An 18,993-nucleotide genomic window follows, 5' to 3' on the forward strand; every position below is an offset into this window, starting at 1 on the left:
CGCTGGCGATGAGGCAGTCGGTTCAACATCAAGTTGACTGACTTGCCGCCATCGCCGGCAGGCGGGCTCCCACAGTTTTTTGTTTCGGCTGAACGGGCCTCAGCCCGCCGGATGGCCGGTGCGAATGCGCTTGCGGGCGCTGCGGATCAGCCGCACCGACAGCATCAGCGCCGCGCAGCTCAGGCCGACGATCAGGCCCTGCCACAGGCCGCTCGGGCCACGGGGCTCGCCGAGCCAGTCGGTCAGGCCCAGGGCGTAACCCACCGGCAGGCCGATGCCCCAGTAGGCGAACAGGGTCAGGATCATCGTCACCCGGGTGTCCTGGTAGCCGCGCAGCGCCCCGGCGGCGGTGACCTGGATCGCGTCGGAGAACTGGAACAGCGCCGAATACACGATCAGCATCGCCGCGATGTGGATCACCGTCGGGTCGGCGGTGTAGATCGCCGCGATCGGCTCGCGCAGCAACAGCATCATGCTCGCCGAGAGGCACGCGTAGGCCAGCGCGCTGCCCATGCCGACCCCGGCGGCGAAGCGCGCCTCACGCGGCTCCCCGCGCCCCAGGGCCTGACCGACCCGCACGGTCACGGCCATCCCCAGCGAATACGGGATCATGAACACCAGCGAGCTGACGTTGAGCGCGATCTGGTGCCCGGCCACCACCGTGGCACCCAGGCTGCCGATCAGCAGGGCGATCACGGCGAAGATGCTCGACTCGGCGAACACGGCGATGCCGATCGGCAGGCCGATGGCCAGCAGGCGCTTGATTACGGCCCATTGCGGCCAGTCGAAACGGCTGAACAGTTCGCTGGATTTGTAGGCGGGCGCCCAGCGCTCGTAACCGGCCAGGCCCAGCGCCATCACCCACATCACGATCGCCGTGGCCCAACCGCAGCCGACGCCGCCCATGGCCGGCATGCCGAAATGGCCGTAGATGAACACGTAGTTCAGCGGAATGTTCAGCGCCAGGCCGCACAGGCCCAGCACCATCGCCGGGCGGGTGCGGCCCAGGCCGTCGCTGAAGCAGCGCAGCACATGGTAGAGCGCCACCGCCGGCAGGCCGCTGGCGATGCCGTGCAGGTATTGCATGCAGGGGCCGATCAGCTCCGGATCGACCTTCATCAGGTGCAGGATCGGCTCGGCGCAGACCAGCATCGCGGTCGCCATCAGCCCCACCGCCAGCGCCAGCCACAGCGCCTGGCGCACCAGCGGACCGATTTCGCCGTGGGTGCCGGCGCCGAAGCGCTGGGCGACTTTCGGGGTGGTCGCCAGCAAGGTGCCGGTCATCAGCAGGAACACCGGCACCCAGATCGAGTTGCCCAGGGCCACGGCCGCCAGGTCCCGGGGCCCGACGCGGCCGGCCATCACCGCATCGACGAAGCCCATGGCGGTGGTCGCCAGTTGCGCGATGATGATCGGCAGGGCCAGGCCGAGCAGGCTCTTGAGCTCCAGACGGATCCGGGCGGGGCGGTCGGGGGAAACGGCGGCGGGGCGTTGGGTCACGGAGTTCACAGGCAAAGCGTCCAAGGGTTGATGCGCAGGGCGGCGCATTCTACGCTGCTGACGCATCGGTCAGGAAAAATCCCGTGTTGGGGATTTGTAATCGCGGCATGGGGCGGGAGGGCTCAGGGCGCGCAATGTCCGCTGGCTCATCGCAGTGTCAGCGCCTACACTGCCGATCCGCCCAAGGAGCCCCTGCCATGCTGATTGTCGCCGACGAAAACATCCCGCTGCTCGATGCGTTCTTTGCCGGTTTCGGCGAGATCCGCCGGGTGCCGGGCCGGGCCATCGACCGCGCCACGGTCGAACAGGCCGATGTCCTGCTGGTGCGTTCGGTGACGAACGTCGACCGGGCCCTGCTCGAAGGCAGCCACGTGCGCTTTGTCGGCACGTGCACCATCGGCACCGATCATCTGGATCTCGACTACTTCGCCGAAGCCGGCATCGCCTGGTCCAGCGCCCCCGGCTGCAACGCCCGGGGCGTGGTCGACTACGTGCTCGGCAGCCTGCTGACCCTCGCCGACATCGAAGGCGCGGACCTGAGCCGGCGCACCTATGGCGTGGTGGGCGCCGGCCAAGTCGGCGGGCGTTTGGTCAAGGTGCTCAAAGGCCTGGGCTGGAGCGTGAAGGTCTGCGACCCGCCGCGCCAGGCCGCCGAAGGCGGCGATTACGTGAGCCTTGAGCAGATCATCGAGCAGTGCGACGTGATCAGCCTGCACACCCCGTTGACCCGCACCGGCGACGACGCGACCTGGCACCTGTTCGACCGCGGGCGTCTGCAGCGGCTCAAGCCCGGCGCCTGGCTGATCAACGCGGCCCGCGGCCCGGTGATCGACAACGCCGCACTGCGCGAGGTGCTGCTGGCCCGCGAAGACCTTCAAGCGGTGCTCGACGTCTGGGAGGCCGAGCCCGAGGTGGACTTGGCGCTGGCCGACCTCTGCGTGCTGGCGACGCCGCACATCGCCGGCTACAGCCTCGACGGCAAGCAGCGCGGCACCGCGCAGATCTACCAGGCCTACTGCGACGTCATCGGTCATCCGGCCAGCATCCGTCTCGAAGACTTGCTGCCGGCGCCGTGGCTGGCCCAGATGACCCTGCATGCCGACACCGACCCGGCCTGGGCCTTGGCGGCGCTGTGCCGCGGCGTGTACGACCCGCGCCGGGACGATGCGGACTTCCGGCGCAGCCTGGTGGACGATGTCGGCGCGCAGCGGGCGGCGTTCGATGCGTTGCGCAAGGGGTATCCGGTGCGGCGCGAGATCGAAGGGCTCAAGGTCAGGATCGAGGGGGAGTCCCCGGCCCTGCGGCAGATCGTGGCGGCGCTGGGGGCTGTGGCGGTCTGATGAACCGGGGCGGCTTCATCGCCAGCAGGCTGGCTCCCACCGTGTCGGTCTGCGCCGCAACCGATGTGGGAGCCAGGCCGCTGGCGATGGCGTCAGTGAGTGCGTCGCGGCCCTTGGCCGGCAGGCATAAAAAACCCGGCCATCAGGGCCGGGTCAGGAAGACGTTGGCGACATCACTTTTGTTCGGCAGGCTTGACCAATCGCTGATCCAGTTCGCGGCAGGCCTTCTGGATCATCTCTTCGGTGATCGGCACTTCGCGGCCGTCCTCATCGATGATCGAGCAACCCAGAGCTTGACCGGGCTTGGTGCGGATCACTTGAATCTTGTCGTCGCTGCTGTTTTGCAAGGACATGGCCTGTCTCCTCATCAGGTTGTGTGCCTAGGGTAAAACCGTCAGGTGACCAGGCTGTGACAACTCCCTGCGGTCTGTCCGGGACGGCATCTCCACTCAAACAGAAATGGCGGTGTGTCTCAACCGTGAGATTAGACCAATAGCGTCTAGCCTCTAGTCGTGACGGTCATAATTAACCTGACTCGTTGTGATTCGCACAGTTCCACCCCATTTCAGCGTGTAGGCTGATCCCATTCACCTGCACAAGACGTGAACCCGAATGATCCCGATGCTTTCCCCGCGACACCGCCGGGCCCTGCGCCTGGCCAACCGGTTCCTGGCGCCGTACCGCTGGCAGGCGTTCGGCGCCTTGCTGGCGCTGATCGTCACCGCCGGCATCACCCTGTCGATGGGGCAGGGCAGCCGCCTGCTGGTCGACCAAGGGTTCATGACCCAGTCGCCGCACCTGCTCAACCAGTCCATCGGCCTGTTCATGCTGCTGGTGCTCGGGCTGGCCGTGGGCACGTTCGCCCGGTTCTACCTGGTGTCGTGGATCGGCGAGCGCTGCGTGGCCGACATCCGCCGGCAGGTGTTCAACCATCTGGTCTACCTGCACCCGGGCTTCTACGAAAACAACCGCAGCTCGGAGATCCAGTCCCGGCTGACCGCCGACACCACGCTGCTGCAATCGGTGATCGGCTCGTCGCTGTCGCTGTTCCTGCGCAATCTGCTGATGGTGCTGGGCGGGATCGTGCTGTTGTTCATCACCAACCCCAAGCTCACCAGCATCGTGGTGATCGCCTTGCCGCTGGTGATTGCGCCGATCCTGATCTTCGGCCGACGGGTGCGCAACCTGTCGCGCCTGAGCCAGGACCGGATCGCCGACATCGGCAGCTACGTGTCCGAGACCCTGGGCCAGATCAAGACCGTGCAGGCCTACAACCACCAGGTGCAGGACGAACAGCGCTTCGCCGCCACCGTCGAGCAGGCGTTCGACACGGCGCGCAAGCGGATCTTCCAGCGGGCGTGGCTGATCACCCTGGTGATCGTGCTGGTGCTGGGGGCCGTGGCGGTGATGCTGTGGGTGGGCGGCATGGACGTGATCGCCGGGCGCATCTCCGCCGGCGAGCTGGCGGCGTTCGTGTTCTACAGCCTGATCGTCGGCAGCGCCTTCGGCACATTGAGCGAGGTGATCGGTGAGTTGCAGCGGGCGGCCGGTGCCGCCGAGCGCATCGCCGAGCTGCTGCGCTCGGAGAACATCATCCAGCCGCCGGCCAACGGCCTGGTGACGTTGCCGGAGCGGGTCAAGGGTGAACTGGCCTTGCAGGATGTGCGGTTTTCCTACCCCTCGCGTCCCGACAGCTTCGCCGTCGACGGCTTGAGCCTGACGGTCAGGGCGGGGGAGACCCTGGCGCTGGTGGGGCCGTCGGGCGCCGGCAAGTCCACGGTGTATGACCTGCTGCTGCGTTTCTACGACCCTGACGCTGGCCGGATCCTGATCGATGGCGTGCCGCTCACAAGTCTGGATCCCTTGGACCTGCGCCGCTGCTTCGCGCTGGTGTCGCAGAGCCCGGCGCTGTTCTTCGGCAGCGTCGAGGACAACATCCGCTACGGCTGTCCCGACGCGACACCGGAGCAAGTCAGGGAGGCCGCCCGGATCGCCCACGCCCACGACTTCATCGAGCGGATGCCCGAGGGCTACCGCACGCACCTGGGCGACGGCGGGCTGGGCCTGTCCGGTGGCCAGCGCCAACGGCTGGCCATCGCCCGTGCATTGCTGGTGGATGCGCCGATCCTGCTGCTGGATGAAGCTACCAGCGCCCTCGACGCCCAGAGCGAACACCTGATCCAGCAGGCGCTGCCGAGCCTGATGCGCAACCGCACCACACTGGTGATCGCCCACCGGCTGGCCACAGTGAAAAACGCCGACCGGATCGCCGTGCTGGATCAGGGCAAATTGGTCGCGATCGGCACGCACCAGGAACTGATCGCCGGCAATCCGCTGTATGCGCGGTTGGCGGCGCTGCAGTTCAGCGATGGTGTTCTTGATTCGACTGCCCCGGTAACCGACTGACCCAACGGCTCGGTAGGACGCCATGAAAAATGCCCGCATCGGATGCGGGCATTTTCATTTCACGGGATTGCAGCTTCGGCTCACAGATCGTCAAAGTAGCGCTCGTGCCAATCCACTAGCGGTTGCGGCGAATTGAGCTTCTGGCCGTAGATCACCGAATAAGACAGCACGTTCTGCACATACTGACGGGTTTCGTCGAACGGGATGCTTTCGACCCAGACATCGAAGCTCAGGTGGTCGGCACCGCGCAGCCATTGGCGTACGCGGCCGGGGCCGGCGTTGTAGGCGGCGGAGGCGAGCACGCGGTTGCCGTTGAACTGGCTGTGCACCTGGCTGAGGTAGGCGGCGCCGAGCTGGATGTTCTTGTCCGGGTCGAGCACCTGCTGCGGCGAAGCCAGCGGGATGCTGAACTTGCGTGCGGTTTCCTTGGCGGTGCCGGGCATCAGTTGCATCAGGCCGCTGGCGCCGACGCTCGAGCGGGCGTCGTCCATGAAGGCGCTTTCCTGGCGGGTGATGGCGAACACCCAGCTCGAATGCAGGCCGCGCACCTTGGCTTCGCGCACCAGCGTGTTGCGGTGGGCCATCGGGAAACGGATGTCCAGGTCGTCCCAGTATTGGGCCTGGCTGATGGTGCGGATCGCCGGGAAGTACCATTTCAGGTCGTAGGCCAGCTTGGCCTGGGCGACCATTTCGTCGCGGCTGAAATGGCGGCTGACGTGATACCACTCGCGCCGTCCGTCGACGATCTGCCCGCGGGCGTGGAATTCCAGTGCCCGGCGCACGCCCGGGGTATTGCGCACCTTGTTGATGGTCGCCTGGCTGAGCACCAGCGGCTTGTTGACCAGCGAGTAGGGCGACTGGGAACGGTCGGCGGCGAGGAAACCGTAGAAGTCCCGCTCGCGGGCCAGGTTCTTGTACAGGGCCTGGGCTTCCGGGTTCTGCGGTTGCGCCAGTTCCAGGCTACGGGCCTGCCAGTAGCGCCAGCGGTTGGTGGTGGCCAGGTCCTGCGGCAGGCGGCGGGTCAGCTGGTAGGCGTCGTTCCAGCGGGCCAGGCGCAGCAGCAGGCGCAGGCGCCACTCCGACACGGTGTTGTCGCGCAGTTCCGGATCGTACTGGGTCATCACGTCCAGGGCGCGGCTGTCGAAGCGGCGGGCGAGGGTCAGGCCGATTTCCCGGGCGATCGCGACCTTTTCGTCGCGGGAGAAATGCATGCTGCTGGCGTAGCCGTCGAGCAGGGCCATGGCCTTGTCCGGATCCTGGCGGGCGAGGCGGCGCAGGCCGAGGCTGACCACGTCGGACATCGGCTCATCGGCAGGAATGAAGCGCGAAGGCTGGTTGAGCAATTCGGGCTTCTGCGCCACGTCCACCAGCAGGCGGCCGCGCGGGGCGAGGGTGGTCAGGCCGTTGACCAGGCTGTTGGCCAGCGGGTAATTGCGGTGCTGGGCGGCGAGTTTCGCCCGTTCCCAGCGCTTCTGCTCGGTCAACTGGCCTTCGGCGGCCCACATGCCGAACAGCGCGTCGCAGGCGGCGGGCTGGGACTTGCCGGTCAGCCACAGTTTCTCGGCGTTGGCATAGCCCTCGGCCTTCTTGTTGTGGCTGATCTGGTACTGCGCGTTCAGGCAGTCCAGTTCGGTGAAATTGAGTTTCGGGTCGTAGTACTTGACGAAGGTCGCCCAGTCATCGCGTTCGGCCAGCCAGCGCAACCAGCGCAGCTTCATCCAGTTGGCCTGGGGCAGGTCGCCGTGCTCGGCGAGGAATTTCTCGATCTCGGCGTTGCTCGCGGTCTTCAGCCGGGCGGTGAGTTCGTCGTAGGCCAGGTAGGGTTCCAGCGGATAATCGGCCAGGGCCTGGCTGTAGCGGAAGTACGGGCCGGTATCGCCCTTGGCCAAGGCGCGCTTGGCCTCATCGTAGTACTGGCGTTGGGTGGACAGATCCACCGCCTGGGCGGACTGGGCGGCAGCGGCGGAAAGCAGCAAGCAGGACAAGACACTGAAAAGGCGACTGCGCATGAGACATCCGGGCACATGAAAACAGGACAAGCGCCGGCAAGGACCGGCGCTGAATTGTCTGTAGCTTAGCCTTTTGCCAGCAGGCGGCGAAAGCTTTGCCGGGCTTGAGCCGCAAGATCGCAACAAATGTTATGCAGAGTGCTTCGACGGTGAAATTGCCGGCCTGCTGGAGCCCCGATTCAGGTAGAATGCGCGCCCGGTTTTTGGAGAAGCTCATGACCCTGCTCAAATTCAGCGATGTGTCCCTTGCGTTCGGCGCCATGCCGTTGTTGGACAAGGTGTCCTGGCAGATCGCCCGTGGTGAGCGGGTCTGCATCATCGGCCGCAACGGCACCGGCAAGTCCAGCATGATGAAACTGGTCAAGGGCGACCAGAAGCCTGACGACGGCGCGGTATGGCGTGCACCCGGTCTGAAGATCGGCGAATTGCCGCAGGAATTGCCGGTGGCCGACGAACGGACGGTGTTCGACGTGGTGGCCGAAGGCCTCGACGGCGTCGGCGCGCTGCTGGCCGAGTACCACCACCTGAGCCAGAACATCGTCACCGACGCCGATCTGGAAAAGCTTATGCACGTCCAGCACGACCTCGAAGCCCGTGACGGCTGGCGCCTGCAGACCCTGGTCGACAGCACCCTGAGCCGTCTGCAGCTGCCGGCTGACAAGACCCTCGCCGAGCTGTCCGGCGGCTGGCGTCGCCGTGTGCTGCTGGCGCAGGCGCTGGTGTCCGAGCCGGACCTGCTGCTGCTCGACGAACCGACCAACCACCTGGACATCGGCGCGATCGCCTGGCTCGAAGAGGCGCTGAAGGACTTCCAGGGCGCGGTGCTGTTCATCACCCACGACCGTTCCTTCCTGCAGAACCTCGCCACCCGCATCCTTGAGCTGGACCGCGGCGGGCTGATCGACTGGAACGGCGACTACGCCAGCTTCCTCGTTCACAAGGAAGCCGTGCTGGCGGCGGAAGAGACCGCCAACGCCTTGTTCGACAAGCGCCTGGCCCAGGAAGAAGTCTGGATCCGCCAAGGCATCAAGGCCCGCCGCACCCGCAACGAAGGCCGCGTACGTGCCCTGAAGGCCTTGCGGGTGGAGCGCAGCGAGCGCCGCGAACGCACCGGCAAGGCCAACATCCAGCTGGAGACCGCCGAGAAGTCTGGCAAGCAGGTGATGGTGCTGGAGAACGTCAGCTTCGCCCACCCGGGCGGCCCGTTCCTGGTCCGCGACTTCTCGATGGTGCTGCAGCGCGGCGACCGCATCGGCCTGCTGGGCGCCAACGGCACCGGCAAGACCACCTTGCTCAAACTGATGCTCGGCGGCCTGCAACCGAGCAGCGGCACGGTCGAGGAAGGCACCAAGATCGATGTGGCCTATTTCGACCAGTTGCGCCATCAGCTGGATCTGGAAAAGACCGTGATCGACAACGTCGCCGAAGGCCGCGACTTCATCGAGATCGACGGCCAGAGCCGCCATGTGCTGAGCTACCTCGGCGACTTCCTGTTCAGCCCGCAGCGTGCGCGCACTCCGGTCAAGGCCTTGTCCGGCGGCGAGCGTGCGCGCCTGCTGCTGGCCAAGCTGTTCAGCAAGCCGGCCAACCTGCTGGTGCTCGACGAACCGACCAACGACCTCGACGTGGAAACCCTCGAACTGCTCGAAGAGGTGCTGCTGACCTTCAGCGGCACCGTGCTGATGGTCAGCCACGACCGGGCGTTCCTCGACAACGTCGTCACCAGCACCCTGGTGTTCGAAGGTGAGGGCAAGGTGCGCGAGTACGTCGGCGGTTACCAGGACTGGATTCGCCAGGGCGGCTCGCCGCGCCTGCTGGGCGTGACCGAGAGCAAGTCGGGCAAGGCCGACCTGAACTCGGCGGTGGTCAAGGCCGAGCCTGCGCCGGTGGCGGCCCCGGTGGCCGAGGCACCGGCCGCGAAGAAGAAACTGAGCTACAAGCTGCAGCGCGAGTTGGAAGCGCTGCCGGGCGACATCGACGCCAAGGAGCAGCAGATCGCCGCCGTGGAGGCCGAAATGGCCGAAGCCGGCTTCTACCAGCGTCCGCCGGCGGAGACAGCTGAAGTGCTGGCGTCGCTGGAGCGCCTGCAGGCGGAGCTGGACGCCCTGGTGGAGCGTTGGGCCGAACTGGAGGCCTGACCGCCCCGCAGACGGAAAAGCCCGGCGTCCAGTGATGGGCGCCGGGCTTTTCGCATCCGGGTTGGACGCTGGAGAGAAACTCAGCGCTTGATCAGGTGCACCGCCAGCACATCGCACGGCGCGCCGTGCAGCACATCGTTGGCGGTCGAACCCAACAGCAGCGCCAGGCCGTGCCGGCCATGGCTGCCGACCACGATCAGGTCGCATTCCTGCTCTTTGGCGAAATGGTGGATTTCCTGGCGCGGCTGGCCGTAGGTCAGGTGGCAGTTGGCGCTTTCCAGCTCGCTGTACTTGTGCTTGAGGCGCTCCAGGCGTTCCTTGGCCTGGTCGAACTGCTGCTGTTGCAGTTGTGACAGATCCATCGGCACGTCACCGCCGAAGGCCATGGCCATCGGCTCGACGATGTGCACCAGCGACAGCTTGGCGCCGTTGCTCACCGACAGCTCGCGGGCGCGGTGGATCACGGGGTCGCATTCTTCGGTCAGGTCGACGGCGACCAGGATGTGGTGGTAGGGCATGGTGGCGCCTCCAGAGGATTCGATAGTGTTAAGTATGGCTGGTTTCAAGCGCATTGGTTCCGAACTGAAGCAATGGGCTCATCCAAAAACGGGAGTAGAGATATGACGGTCTGGCTGGTGGTGTCAATCCTGCTGGTGGTGTTGAGTCCGCTGGCATGGTTGCGCCCGTCACGTGTGCAGAGCGGCCGCATGGCCCTGCGCATGGAGGCGCGGCGCCTGGGCCTGGCCATGCAGTTGGCGCCCCAGGAATGGCCGCACTGGCTGTCGCAGGAGCCGCCGAGCCCGTGCGCGCAGTACCACCGGCCGCGGCGCGGCAGCCGGCCTGCGTGCTGGGCCTACTGGCAGAAGTCTGCCGGGGTCTGGGTCAATCAGTGGCAGGAGGCCTGCGAAGACCCGGCGCTGCTCGATCATTTCCTGAAGTTGCCGGCCAATGTCTTCAAGGTCGAGGCAGATAAGCAGATGATCGCCCTGTATTGGGGCGAGAAAGGCGAGGCCAGCGTCTTGCAGGACATAGACGCCACGCTGAAAGCGCTGGCGTGATCCAGGGACGTTTCGTGCCGCAACGGTGCGAAACGTCCGGCAGACGCGCAATAAAAAGCCCGACATGATTCATCGGGCGGGGTTGGCCAGGCAGGCCGGAAAATCTTCTGGGGCGTAGCGCGATCCTGTTCGTTCGCCTGGATGCGGCTGTTTTCCTGCGTCCTCCCGAGAGCGTAGCCCGTTGTGCGGGGCTCGCCGGGAATTAGGGCGACTTTTCTAATGATTGATCTTATGAATGTACTCACATGCAACCGTGAGCGGTGGCCTGTGTCCTACGGAAATGACCGTAAGGTCGCGTTTGAACCGGTATTTCGGGCGATTGACAATTGTCGGAAATTCCGTGAATGTGGCGTACCCAAATCAAACGGGCGTATGAATTGAGCGTTTGTATTGCAGACTGCTCCTACAGATTCCCGACTATCGCGTTGGCGGGTGTGCCGGGTGGATTGGCGTCAGCATCGACGAAAAAAACGTCCTGCGAGCCGGTTGCCTGCGTCCGACGTGTACTGTTCAGCTTCCATATCGTGGAGATCAGTTGATGATTTACGAAGGTAAAGCCATCACGGTTAAAGCTCTTGAAAGTGGCATCGTCGAATTGAATTTCGACCTCAAGGGTGAGTCCGTCAACAAGTTCAACCGTCTTACCCTGAACGAACTGCGTCAGGCCGTGGACACCATCAAGGCAGATGCTTCGATCAAGGGCGTGATCGTCAGCAGTGGCAAGGACGTCTTCATCGTCGGCGCCGACATCACCGAATTTGTCGACAACTTCAAGCTGCCGGATGCCGAGCTGGTTGCTGGCAATCTCGAAGCCAACAAGATCTTCAGCGATTTCGAAGACCTCAACGTGCCGACCGTGGCCGCGATCAACGGCATCGCCTTGGGCGGCGGTCTGGAAATGTGCCTGGCGGCCGATTACCGCGTCATGTCCACCAAGGCCAAGATCGGTCTGCCGGAAGTCAAGCTGGGCATCTACCCGGGCTTCGGCGGCACCGTGCGCCTGCCGCGCCTGATCGGTGCCGACAACGCCATCGAGTGGATCGCCGCCGGCAAGGAAAACCGTCCTGAAGACGCGCTGAAGGTCGGCGCCGTCGACGCGGTGGTCGCTCCCGAGAAGCTGCACGACGCCGCTGTGCAACTGATCAAGCGCGCCATCTCCGGCGAGTTCGACTTCAAGGCCAAGCGTCAGCCGAAGCTGGACAAGCTCAAGCTCAACGCCATCGAGCAGATGATGGCTTTCGAAACCGCCAAGGGTTTCGTGGCCGGTCAGGCCGGTCCGAACTACCCGGCCCCGGTCGAAGCGATCAAGACCATCCAGAAAGCCGCGAACTTCGGTCGCGACAAGGCCCTGGAAGTCGAAGCCGCCGGCTTCGTCAAACTGGCCAAAACCTCCGCTGCGCAGAGCCTGATCGGCCTGTTCCTGAACGATCAGGAACTGAAGAAAAAGGCCAAGGCCTACGATGAGATCGCCCAGGACGTGAAGCAGGCCGCCGTATTGGGCGCCGGCATCATGGGTGGCGGCATCGCCTATCAGTCGGCCTCCAAAGGCACGCCGATCCTGATGAAGGACATCAACGAGCACGGCATCGAGCAAGGTCTGGCCGAAGCGGCCAAGCTGCTGGTGAGCCGCGTCGACAAGGGCCGCATGACCGCAGCGAAGATGGCTGAAGTGCTCAACGGCATCCGTCCTACGCTGTCCTACGGCGATTTCGGCCACGTCGATCTGGTGGTCGAAGCGGTCGTCGAGAACCCGAAAGTCAAGCAAGCCGTGCTGGCCGAAGTGGAAGACCAGGTCAAGGAGGACACCATCCTGGCGTCCAACACCTCGACCATTTCCATCAGCCTGCTGGCCAAGGCCCTCAAGCGTCCGGAAAACTTCGTCGGCATGCACTTCTTCAACCCGGTGCACATGATGCCGCTGGTGGAAGTGATCCGTGGCGAGAAGTCCAGCGAGCTGGCCGTCGCCACCACCGTTGCCTACGCCAAGAAAATGGGCAAGAACCCGATCGTCGTCAACGACTGCCCGGGCTTCCTGGTCAACCGCGTGCTGTTCCCGTACTTCGGCGGTTTCGCCAAGCTGGTCAGCGCCGGCGTGGACTTCGTGCGCATCGACAAGGTCATGGAAAAGTTCGGCTGGCCGATGGGCCCGGCCTACCTGATGGACGTGGTCGGCATCGACACCGGCCACCACGGCCGTGACGTGATGGCTGACGGCTTCCCTGACCGTATGAAGGACGACCGTCGTTCGGCTGTGGACGTGCTGTACGAAGCCAAGCGCCTGGGCCAGAAGAACGGCAAGGGCTTCTACGCCTACGAGGCCGACAAGAAAGGCAAGCAGAAGAAGGTCGCCGACCCGTCGGTGCTCGAAGTGCTCAAGCCGATCGTCTACGAGCAGCGCGAAGTCACCGACGAAGACATCATCAACTGGATGATGATCCCGCTGTGCCTGGAAACCGTTCGTTGCCTGGAAGACGGCATCGTCGAAACCGCCGCCGAAGCCGATATGGGCCTGGTCTACGGCATCGGTTTCCCTCCATTCCGTGGCGGTGCGCTGCGCTACATCGATTCGATCGGTGTTGCCGAGTTCGTTGCCCTGGCCGACCAGTACGCTGACTTGGGCGCGCTGTACCACCCGACCGCGAAGCTGCGCGAAATGGCCAAGAACGGCCAGAGCTTCTTCGGTTAAGCGCCCCCAAACTAGAGTGAGAGTGAACGTATGAGCTTGAATCCTAGAGACGTCGTGATCGTCGACTTCGGTCGTACTCCGATGGGCCGCTCCAAGGGCGGCATGCACCGCAACACCCGCGCCGAAGACATGTCGGCGCACCTGATCAGCAAACTGCTGGAACGCAACACCAAGGTCGACCCGGCGGAAGTCGAGGACGTGATCTGGGGCTGCGTGAACCAGACCCTGGAGCAAGGCTGGAACATCGCGCGCATGGCGTCGCTGATGACCCAGATCCCGCACACCTCGGCCGGCCAGACCGTCAGCCGCCTGTGCGGTTCGTCGATGAGCGCCCTGCACACCGCAGCGCAAGCGATCATGACCGGCAACGGTAACGTGTTCGTGGTGGGCGGCGTCGAGCATATGGGTCACGTGAGCATGATGCACGGCGTCGATCCGAACCCGCACATGTCGCTGTACGCGGCCAAGGCGTCGGGCATGATGGGCCTGACGGCCGAAATGCTCGGCAAGATGCACGGCATCACCCGTGAGCAGCAGGACGCCTTCGGCCTGCGCTCCCACCAGCTCGCCCACAAGGCGACCGTTGAGGGCAAGTTCAAGGATGAGATCATCCCGATGCAGGGCTACGACGAGAACGGTTTCCTGAAAACCTTCGACTACGACGAAACCATTCGTCCGGAAACCACCCTGGAAAGCCTGGCGACCCTGAAGCCGGCCTTCAACCCGAAGGGCGGCACCGTGACGGCGGGCACTTCGTCGCAGATCACCGACGGTGCCTCGTGCATGATCGTGATGTCGGCGCAGCGCGCACAGGACCTGGGCATCCAGCCGATGGCGGTGATCCGTTCGATGGCGGTGGCGGGCGTGGACCCGGCGATCATGGGCTACGGCCCGGTGCCGGCCACGCAGAAAGCCCTGAAGCGTGCGGGCCTGGGCATCAATGACATCGACTTCTTCGAGCTCAACGAAGCGTTCGCGGCACAGGCCCTGCCAGTGCTCAAAGACCTGAAAGTGCTCGACAAGATGAACGAGAAGGTTAACCTGCACGGCGGCGCGATCGCCCTGGGTCACCCGTTCGGTTGCTCCGGTGCACGGATTTCCGGCACCTTGCTCAACGTGATGAAGCAGAATGGCGGCACCTTCGGGGTGGCCACCATGTGCATTGGTCTTGGCCAAGGCATCTCCACCGTCTTCGAACGCGTTTAAGCGACTCGTCGACGGAAGCCGGGGCCCAGTGCCCCGGTTTTTGTTTTTGCGGTTTTTTTGTTTTTATTTTGAAAAGATTTGAGTGAGGGCCGAAGCATGCCGATACAACCTGGGCTGTACCAGCATTACAAAGGTCCGCAGTACCGCGTATTCAGTGTCGCGCGGCATTCCGAGACCGAAGAGGAAGTGGTCTTTTACCAAGCCCTGTATGGCGATTACGGCTTCTGGGTACGTCCCTTGAGCATGTTTCTGGAGTCCGTCGAGGTTGACGGCGAGCAGGTGCCACGCTTTGCTTTGGTGCAGGCCGAACCGAGCATTTTTACCGGGCCGTGAGGCGAGTGCGCGCAGAACCCTGCGCTTGACCTCACCTTGTAGCCACTATATATAGCGGTGCCGCGTCAGGCGCCAACCGCCTTTCACTTCTAGAATTCAGGAATTTTCCGATCCATGGGCAAATCGCTGGTCATTGTGGAATCCCCGGCTAAGGCCAAGACCATCAACAAGTATCTGGGCAACCAATACGTGGTGAAGTCGAGTATCGGCCATATCCGAGACCTGCCCACCAGCGGTTCGGCTAGCGCCACCAAGGAGCCTGCCGCCAAGCGCGGCAAGGCCGCCGCCGGCGAGGCCCCCGCGCTGTCGCCGAAGGAAAAGGCGCGCAAGCAGCTGGTTTCGCGCATGGGTGTGGATCCCGACCACGGCTGGAAAGCCAAGTACGAGATCCTTCCGGGCAAGGAAAAGGTCATCGAAGAGCTGCGCCGCCTCGCCAAGGACGCCGACACCATCTATCTGGCGACGGACTTGGACCGCGAAGGGGAAGCCATTGCCTGGCACCTGCGCGAAGCCATCGGCGGTGACGACAGCCGCTACAAGCGCGTGGTGTTCAACGAAATCACCAAGAAGGCGATCCAGGACGCCTTCTCGGAGCCGGGCGAGCTCGACATCGACCGCGTCAATGCCCAGCAGGCCCGCCGTTTCCTCGACCGCGTCGTCGGCTACATGGTTTCGCCGCTGCTGTGGGCCAAGATCGCCCGTGGCCTGTCCGCCGGCCGCGTGCAGTCGGTGGCGGTGAAGCTGGTGGTCGAGCGCGAGCGTGAGATCCGTGCCTTCAACCCGGAAGAGTACTGGGAGGTGCACGCTGACCTCGGCACCGCCAAGGGCTCCACCGTGCGCTTCGAAGTGGCCCGCGAAAAGGGTGAAGCCTTCAAGCCGCTGAACGAGGCCCAGACCCTAGCCGCGCTGGAGAAGCTCAAGGCGTCCAGCTACAGCATCGTCAAGCGCGAAGACAAGCCGACCAGCAGCAAGCCGTCGGCGCCGTTCATCACCTCCACCCTGCAGCAGGCCGCGAGCAACCGCCTGGGCTTCGGCGTGAAGAAGACCATGATGATGGCTCAGCGCTTGTATGAGGCCGGCTACATCACCTATATGCGTACCGACTCCACCAACCTGTCGGCCGATGCCGTGGCGATGGCGCGCACCTACATCGAAAGCGAGTTCGGCAAGAAGTACCTGCCGGAGTCGCCGAACGTCTACAGCAGCAAGGAAGGCGCCCAGGAGGCTCACGAAGCGATCCGTCCGTCCGATGCCAACACCGTACCGAGCAAGCTGTCGGGCATGGAGCGCGACGCCGAGCGCCTCTACGAGCTGATCTGGCGCCAGTTCCTGGCCTGCCAGATGCTTCCGGCGCAGTACCTGTCGACCACCGTCAGCGTGGCGGCCGGCGACTTCGAGCTGCGCGCCAAGGGCCGCATCCTCAAGTTCGACGGCTACACCCGGGTCCTGCCGCAGATCGCCAAGCCCGGCGATGACGACGTGCTGCCGGACATGGCTCAAGGCGACGCGATGAAGCTGATCAAGCTCGATCCGTCCCAGCACTTCACCAAGCCGCCGGCCCGCTATTCGGAAGCCAGCCTGGTCAAGGAAATGGAAAAGCGCGGCATCGGCCGTCCGTCGACTTATGCGGCGATCATTTCGACCATTCAGGATCGCGGTTACGTGACCCTGCATAACCGTCGTTTCTATTCGGAAAAAATGGGCGACATCGTCACCGAACGTCTCTCGGAGAGCTTCTCGAACCTCATGGACTACGGTTTCACCGCCGGCATGGAAGAGAACCTCGACGACGTGGCCGAAGGTGAGCGCGACTGGAAGAACGTGCTGGACGAGTTCTACGGCGACTTCAAGAAGAAGCTTGAGGTGGCAGAGAACCCGGACAGCGGCATGCGCGCCAACCAGCCCGTGATGACCGACATTCCGTGCCAGACCTGCGGCCGTCCGATGCAGATCCGTACTGCGTCCACGGGTGTGTTCCTCGGCTGCTCGGGCTACAGCCTGCCGCCGAAGGAACGCTGCAAGGCCACCGTCAACCTGGTGCCGGGCGACGAAATCGCGGCGGACGACGAGGGCGAATCGGAGTCCCTGGTGCTGCGCGGCAAGCATCGCTGCCCGATCTGCAGCACAGCGATGGACGCCTACCTGCTCGACGAGAAGCGCAAGCTGCACATCTGCGGCAACAACCCGGATTGCGCCGGCTACGAGATCGAAGAGGGCAGCTACCGCATCAAGGGCTATGAAGGCCCGAGCCTGGAATGCGACAAGTGCGGCAGCGAGATGCAGCTCAAGACCGGTCGTTTCGGCAAGTTCTTCGGTTGCACCAATGCGACCTGCAAGAACACCCGCAAGCTGCTCAAGAGCGGTGACGCGGCGCCGCCGAAGATGGACCCGGTGAAGATGCCTGAGCTCAAGTGCGAAAAGGTCGATGATACCTACATCCTGCGCGACGGTGCTTCCGGTCTGTTCCTGGCCGCCAGCCAGTTCCCGAAGAACCGCGAGACGCGCGCGCCGCTGGTGCTTGAGATCCTGCCGCACAAGGACGAGATCGATCCGAAGTACCACTTCCTGTGCGAAGCGCCGCAGAAAGACCCTGACGGCCTGCCGACGGTGATCCGTTACAGCCGCAAGACCAAGGAGCAGTACGTGCAGTCCGAAGTGGACAGCAAGCCGACCGGCTGGAAGGCGTACTACGACGGCGGCAAGTGGACGGTCGAAGACAAGCGCCCGGCGAAAGCCAAGGCTTGATCGGGCAATAGCCCGGCATTGTCGGCGATCTGAACGCAAAGGCCGGATGGAACCCAAGGTTTCATCCGGCCTTTCTGTTTTGTGCTTGCGGACGCATCGGATGATCCATGACACTGTCCGACCTGTGTGACGCAATCATTTCGATGTGGGGACTGCCGGCATGGCACATGAGCTCTATACCCGTACCAACCAGAAAATCTATTTTGCCGGTTTGTCGCTGGAGGCCTTGGCCAGGGCCGAAGAAGGGCGGGCCATGAACGCGTTGGCGTTGATCCAGGCCGGGCGCGAGTCGGCGCTGTTTCACCTGTACGGTGCGTTGCTGGGGCTCTGCCATGAGATCGCCGGTTTCTACCGGCTGCCGCAGGCAGGTGCGTCACGGGCGGAAGCGTTGCTGAACCGCGATGTGCTGGAGTCGATCGCGATTCCGGAACTGGCCGAGATGATCGAGCTGGCGGGCAATCCGGAAACCTGGCTGGCGAAGCTGCTGGCTGCGCATTCGGCCATGTTCCAGCCGCCTCGGGTGCCGCACAAGCCCAAGGGGGATGTGACGCAGCCGTTGATTCAGGCGGTTAACCTGGATGAGGAAGAGGCGCCTGCAGAGCTGGGCCGGGAAGAGTTGGAAGCCTGGCGGCAGAATCTCAAGGAATTGGCGATTCGCTTCCGCGAAGGACTGAACGAGTGCTGACGGGCTGCGGGGCACGGGTGGCAGCCAACATGCTGCTGGTCAAGATCCCGAGCGAAGCCTTGACGATCTCTATATAATCGCTGCCTTTCGTGGAGAACAGACCCATATGCCAACGTCCTTTCTAGAGATTGTCGAGTTACCAGACGGCCGAATCGAACTGCGCAGGGCCGAAGATGAAGGCTCCCTGGTGACTCTGGATTTCTCCGAGGATGCCAAGGCGTTCCTTCAGGGTCAGCACGTGGAAATCGCCAAGGCGATGCTCAGCGTCGGTGTCCAGATGGCAGGTCGCATGGTCGAAGGCGAGTTCGACAAAGAGGAAGGGCCACGGGTTCTGCATTGATCCCGTCGGTCGGGCTTCTCTGTCCCTGGAGAGGCCCGGAGCTTGAAACAGAGCGTTCCTCGCTCAGTCAACCCAATCGAATGTTCAGGCTTTGAGCGTCCCCGGCACGGGCGGCGCCGATAAGCTGTTGTCGTGAGCCAGGGCTGAGAGGGTTGAGCCAGGTGACCACGGTGTGGCTGCGCCCCAGGCGCAATGCCTCACAGGCCAGTTGCTGAGCGCTTTGGGCGCCGCGTGGTTGCAGCAGCAGGATCCGTTCGCGGTTCAGGCCGGCATCCCGCAGCCAGGCCTGGGTCAGGCTTGCGGGTGGCGCGATCAAGGTCAGCCAGCGGGCGTCCTGCTCTTCGCTCAGGTCACGAAGAATGGGGGCCAGCAGGTTCAGGCAGTTCCCGGCAGCGCCTCGCAGTGACAGTTCGCTGAAGGCTTCGGGGGCGGCATTCCAGGGACGCTCGACGATGTCCTTCAGGACTGGCGCCATCGGTTGCGCCAAAAAAGCTTCGAACAATGGCAGTTGGGTTTGCTGAGGTGTGTGAGGGAACTGCATACAGCC

15 protein-coding genes are annotated in these 18,993 nt (G+C 64.0%); 10 read left to right on the top strand and 5 right to left on the bottom strand.

Going from position 1 to position 18,993, the window contains the following annotated elements:
* Window positions 1-99: 99 nt before the first annotated feature.
* Window positions 100-1,509, bottom strand: a complete 1,410-nt coding sequence (locus CAG33_RS23190; protein ID WP_085584581.1) for an MATE family efflux transporter — start codon at window positions 1,507-1,509, stop codon at window positions 100-102.
* A gap of 188 nt (window positions 1,510-1,697) precedes the next feature.
* Between CAG33_RS23190 and pdxB the strand changes: the two genes are divergently transcribed.
* Window positions 1,698-2,840 (top strand): 4-phosphoerythronate dehydrogenase PdxB, encoded by a 1,143-nt coding sequence (gene pdxB / locus CAG33_RS23195; RefSeq protein WP_085640667.1) that lies wholly within the window; start codon window positions 1,698-1,700, stop codon window positions 2,838-2,840.
* Window positions 2,841-3,013: 173 nt separating this feature from the next.
* Here pdxB and CAG33_RS23200 read toward each other — a convergent pair whose 3' ends face one another.
* Window positions 3,014-3,193: a PA1571 family protein gene (locus CAG33_RS23200; RefSeq protein WP_085584577.1), complete on the bottom strand. Its 180-nt coding sequence runs from the start codon at window positions 3,191-3,193 to the stop codon at window positions 3,014-3,016.
* A 259-nt stretch (window positions 3,194-3,452) separates the two neighbouring features.
* Here CAG33_RS23200 and CAG33_RS23205 point away from each other — a divergent pair, with 259 nt between their 5' ends.
* Entirely contained in the window at window positions 3,453-5,246 is a 1,794-nt protein-coding gene (locus CAG33_RS23205) for an ABC transporter transmembrane domain-containing protein (RefSeq protein ID WP_170930073.1), read from the top strand.
* Window positions 5,247-5,326: 80 nt separating this feature from the next.
* On the opposite strand, the gene CAG33_RS23210 is transcribed toward CAG33_RS23205, so the two are convergent.
* Window positions 5,327-7,255, bottom strand: a complete 1,929-nt coding sequence (locus CAG33_RS23210; protein ID WP_085640669.1) for a transglycosylase SLT domain-containing protein — start codon at window positions 7,253-7,255, stop codon at window positions 5,327-5,329.
* A 215-nt stretch (window positions 7,256-7,470) separates the two neighbouring features.
* Here CAG33_RS23210 and CAG33_RS23215 point away from each other — a divergent pair, with 215 nt between their 5' ends.
* Entirely contained in the window at window positions 7,471-9,393 is a 1,923-nt protein-coding gene (locus CAG33_RS23215) for an ATP-binding cassette domain-containing protein (RefSeq protein WP_085584644.1), read from the top strand.
* A gap of 80 nt (window positions 9,394-9,473) precedes the next feature.
* Here the strand turns inward: CAG33_RS23215 and CAG33_RS23220 are convergent, their stop codons facing one another.
* Window positions 9,474-9,911 carry a universal stress protein gene (locus tag CAG33_RS23220; protein ID WP_085584573.1) on the bottom strand — a complete coding sequence of 146 codons (438 nt, stop codon included), beginning with the start codon at window positions 9,909-9,911 and terminating at the stop codon, window positions 9,474-9,476.
* 102 nt (window positions 9,912-10,013) lie between these two features.
* On the opposite strand from CAG33_RS23220, the gene CAG33_RS23225 reads away from it, so the two are divergent.
* The 7 genes from CAG33_RS23225 to CAG33_RS23260 all read left to right on the top strand — a co-directional run bounded on the left by CAG33_RS23225 (window position 10,014) and on the right by CAG33_RS23260 (window position 18,446).
* Window positions 10,014-10,451 (top strand): hypothetical protein, encoded by a 438-nt coding sequence (locus tag CAG33_RS23225; RefSeq protein WP_085630804.1) that lies wholly within the window; start codon window positions 10,014-10,016, stop codon window positions 10,449-10,451.
* A 538-nt stretch (window positions 10,452-10,989) separates the two neighbouring features.
* Window positions 10,990-13,137, top strand: a complete 2,148-nt coding sequence (fadB, locus tag CAG33_RS23235) for a fatty acid oxidation complex subunit alpha FadB (protein WP_085584569.1) — start codon at window positions 10,990-10,992, stop codon at window positions 13,135-13,137.
* A 30-nt stretch (window positions 13,138-13,167) separates the two neighbouring features.
* Window positions 13,168-14,343: an acetyl-CoA C-acyltransferase FadA gene (gene fadA / locus CAG33_RS23240; protein ID WP_085640671.1), complete on the top strand. Its 1,176-nt coding sequence runs from the start codon at window positions 13,168-13,170 to the stop codon at window positions 14,341-14,343.
* Between the two features lie 96 nt (window positions 14,344-14,439).
* The gene (locus tag CAG33_RS23245; RefSeq protein WP_085584565.1) at window positions 14,440-14,676 is read left to right on the top strand and encodes a DUF1653 domain-containing protein; all 237 of its coding nucleotides are present in this window, start codon (window positions 14,440-14,442) and stop codon (window positions 14,674-14,676) included.
* A gap of 114 nt (window positions 14,677-14,790) precedes the next feature.
* Window positions 14,791-17,421: a type I DNA topoisomerase gene (gene topA, locus CAG33_RS23250; protein ID WP_085584563.1), complete on the top strand. Its 2,631-nt coding sequence runs from the start codon at window positions 14,791-14,793 to the stop codon at window positions 17,419-17,421.
* Window positions 17,422-17,581: 160 nt separating this feature from the next.
* Window positions 17,582-18,106 carry a DUF6586 family protein gene (locus CAG33_RS23255; RefSeq protein ID WP_085584561.1) on the top strand — a complete coding sequence of 175 codons (525 nt, stop codon included), beginning with the start codon at window positions 17,582-17,584 and terminating at the stop codon, window positions 18,104-18,106.
* 106 nt (window positions 18,107-18,212) lie between these two features.
* On the top strand, window positions 18,213-18,446 hold the full coding sequence (locus CAG33_RS23260; RefSeq protein ID WP_003226592.1) for a hypothetical protein: 234 nt from the start codon (window positions 18,213-18,215) through the stop codon (window positions 18,444-18,446).
* A gap of 67 nt (window positions 18,447-18,513) precedes the next feature.
* Here the strand turns inward: CAG33_RS23260 and sulA are convergent, their stop codons facing one another.
* Window positions 18,514-18,987, bottom strand: coding sequence for an SOS-induced cell division inhibitor SulA (gene sulA / locus CAG33_RS23265; RefSeq protein ID WP_085640673.1), 474 nt, complete (start codon window positions 18,985-18,987; stop codon window positions 18,514-18,516).
* Between the last annotated feature and the right edge of the window lie 6 nt (window positions 18,988-18,993).

This window comes from Pseudomonas sp. B3(2017) (assembly GCF_002113595.1).
Classification (GTDB): Bacteria; Pseudomonadota; Gammaproteobacteria; order Pseudomonadales; family Pseudomonadaceae; genus Aquipseudomonas; species Aquipseudomonas ekonensis.

Bases quoted from the DNA above. Each gene is read 5' to 3' on its own strand.
- pdxB (WP_085640667.1), top strand. From the start codon at position 1,698: ATGCTGATTGTCGCCGACGAAAACATCCCGCTGCTCGATGCGTTCTTT.
- CAG33_RS23215 (WP_085584644.1), top strand. From the start codon at position 7,471: ATGACCCTGCTCAAATTCAGCGATGTGTCCCTTGCGTTCGGCGCCATG.
- CAG33_RS23255 (WP_085584561.1), top strand. From the start codon at position 17,582: ATGGCACATGAGCTCTATACCCGTACCAACCAGAAAATCTATTTTGCC.
- CAG33_RS23200 (WP_085584577.1), bottom strand. From the start codon at position 3,193: ATGTCCTTGCAAAACAGCAGCGACGACAAGATTCAAGTGATCCGCACC.
- fadB (WP_085584569.1), top strand. From the start codon at position 10,990: ATGATTTACGAAGGTAAAGCCATCACGGTTAAAGCTCTTGAAAGTGGC.
- CAG33_RS23205 (WP_170930073.1), top strand. From the start codon at position 3,453: ATGATCCCGATGCTTTCCCCGCGACACCGCCGGGCCCTGCGCCTGGCC.
- sulA (WP_085640673.1), bottom strand. From the start codon at position 18,987: ATGCAGTTCCCTCACACACCTCAGCAAACCCAACTGCCATTGTTCGAA.
- CAG33_RS23210 (WP_085640669.1), bottom strand. From the start codon at position 7,255: ATGCGCAGTCGCCTTTTCAGTGTCTTGTCCTGCTTGCTGCTTTCCGCC.
- CAG33_RS23225 (WP_085630804.1), top strand. From the start codon at position 10,014: ATGACGGTCTGGCTGGTGGTGTCAATCCTGCTGGTGGTGTTGAGTCCG.
- fadA (WP_085640671.1), top strand. From the start codon at position 13,168: ATGAGCTTGAATCCTAGAGACGTCGTGATCGTCGACTTCGGTCGTACT.
- topA (WP_085584563.1), top strand. From the start codon at position 14,791: ATGGGCAAATCGCTGGTCATTGTGGAATCCCCGGCTAAGGCCAAGACC.
- CAG33_RS23220 (WP_085584573.1), bottom strand. From the start codon at position 9,911: ATGCCCTACCACCACATCCTGGTCGCCGTCGACCTGACCGAAGAATGC.
- CAG33_RS23245 (WP_085584565.1), top strand. From the start codon at position 14,440: ATGCCGATACAACCTGGGCTGTACCAGCATTACAAAGGTCCGCAGTAC.
- CAG33_RS23260 (WP_003226592.1), top strand. From the start codon at position 18,213: ATGCCAACGTCCTTTCTAGAGATTGTCGAGTTACCAGACGGCCGAATC.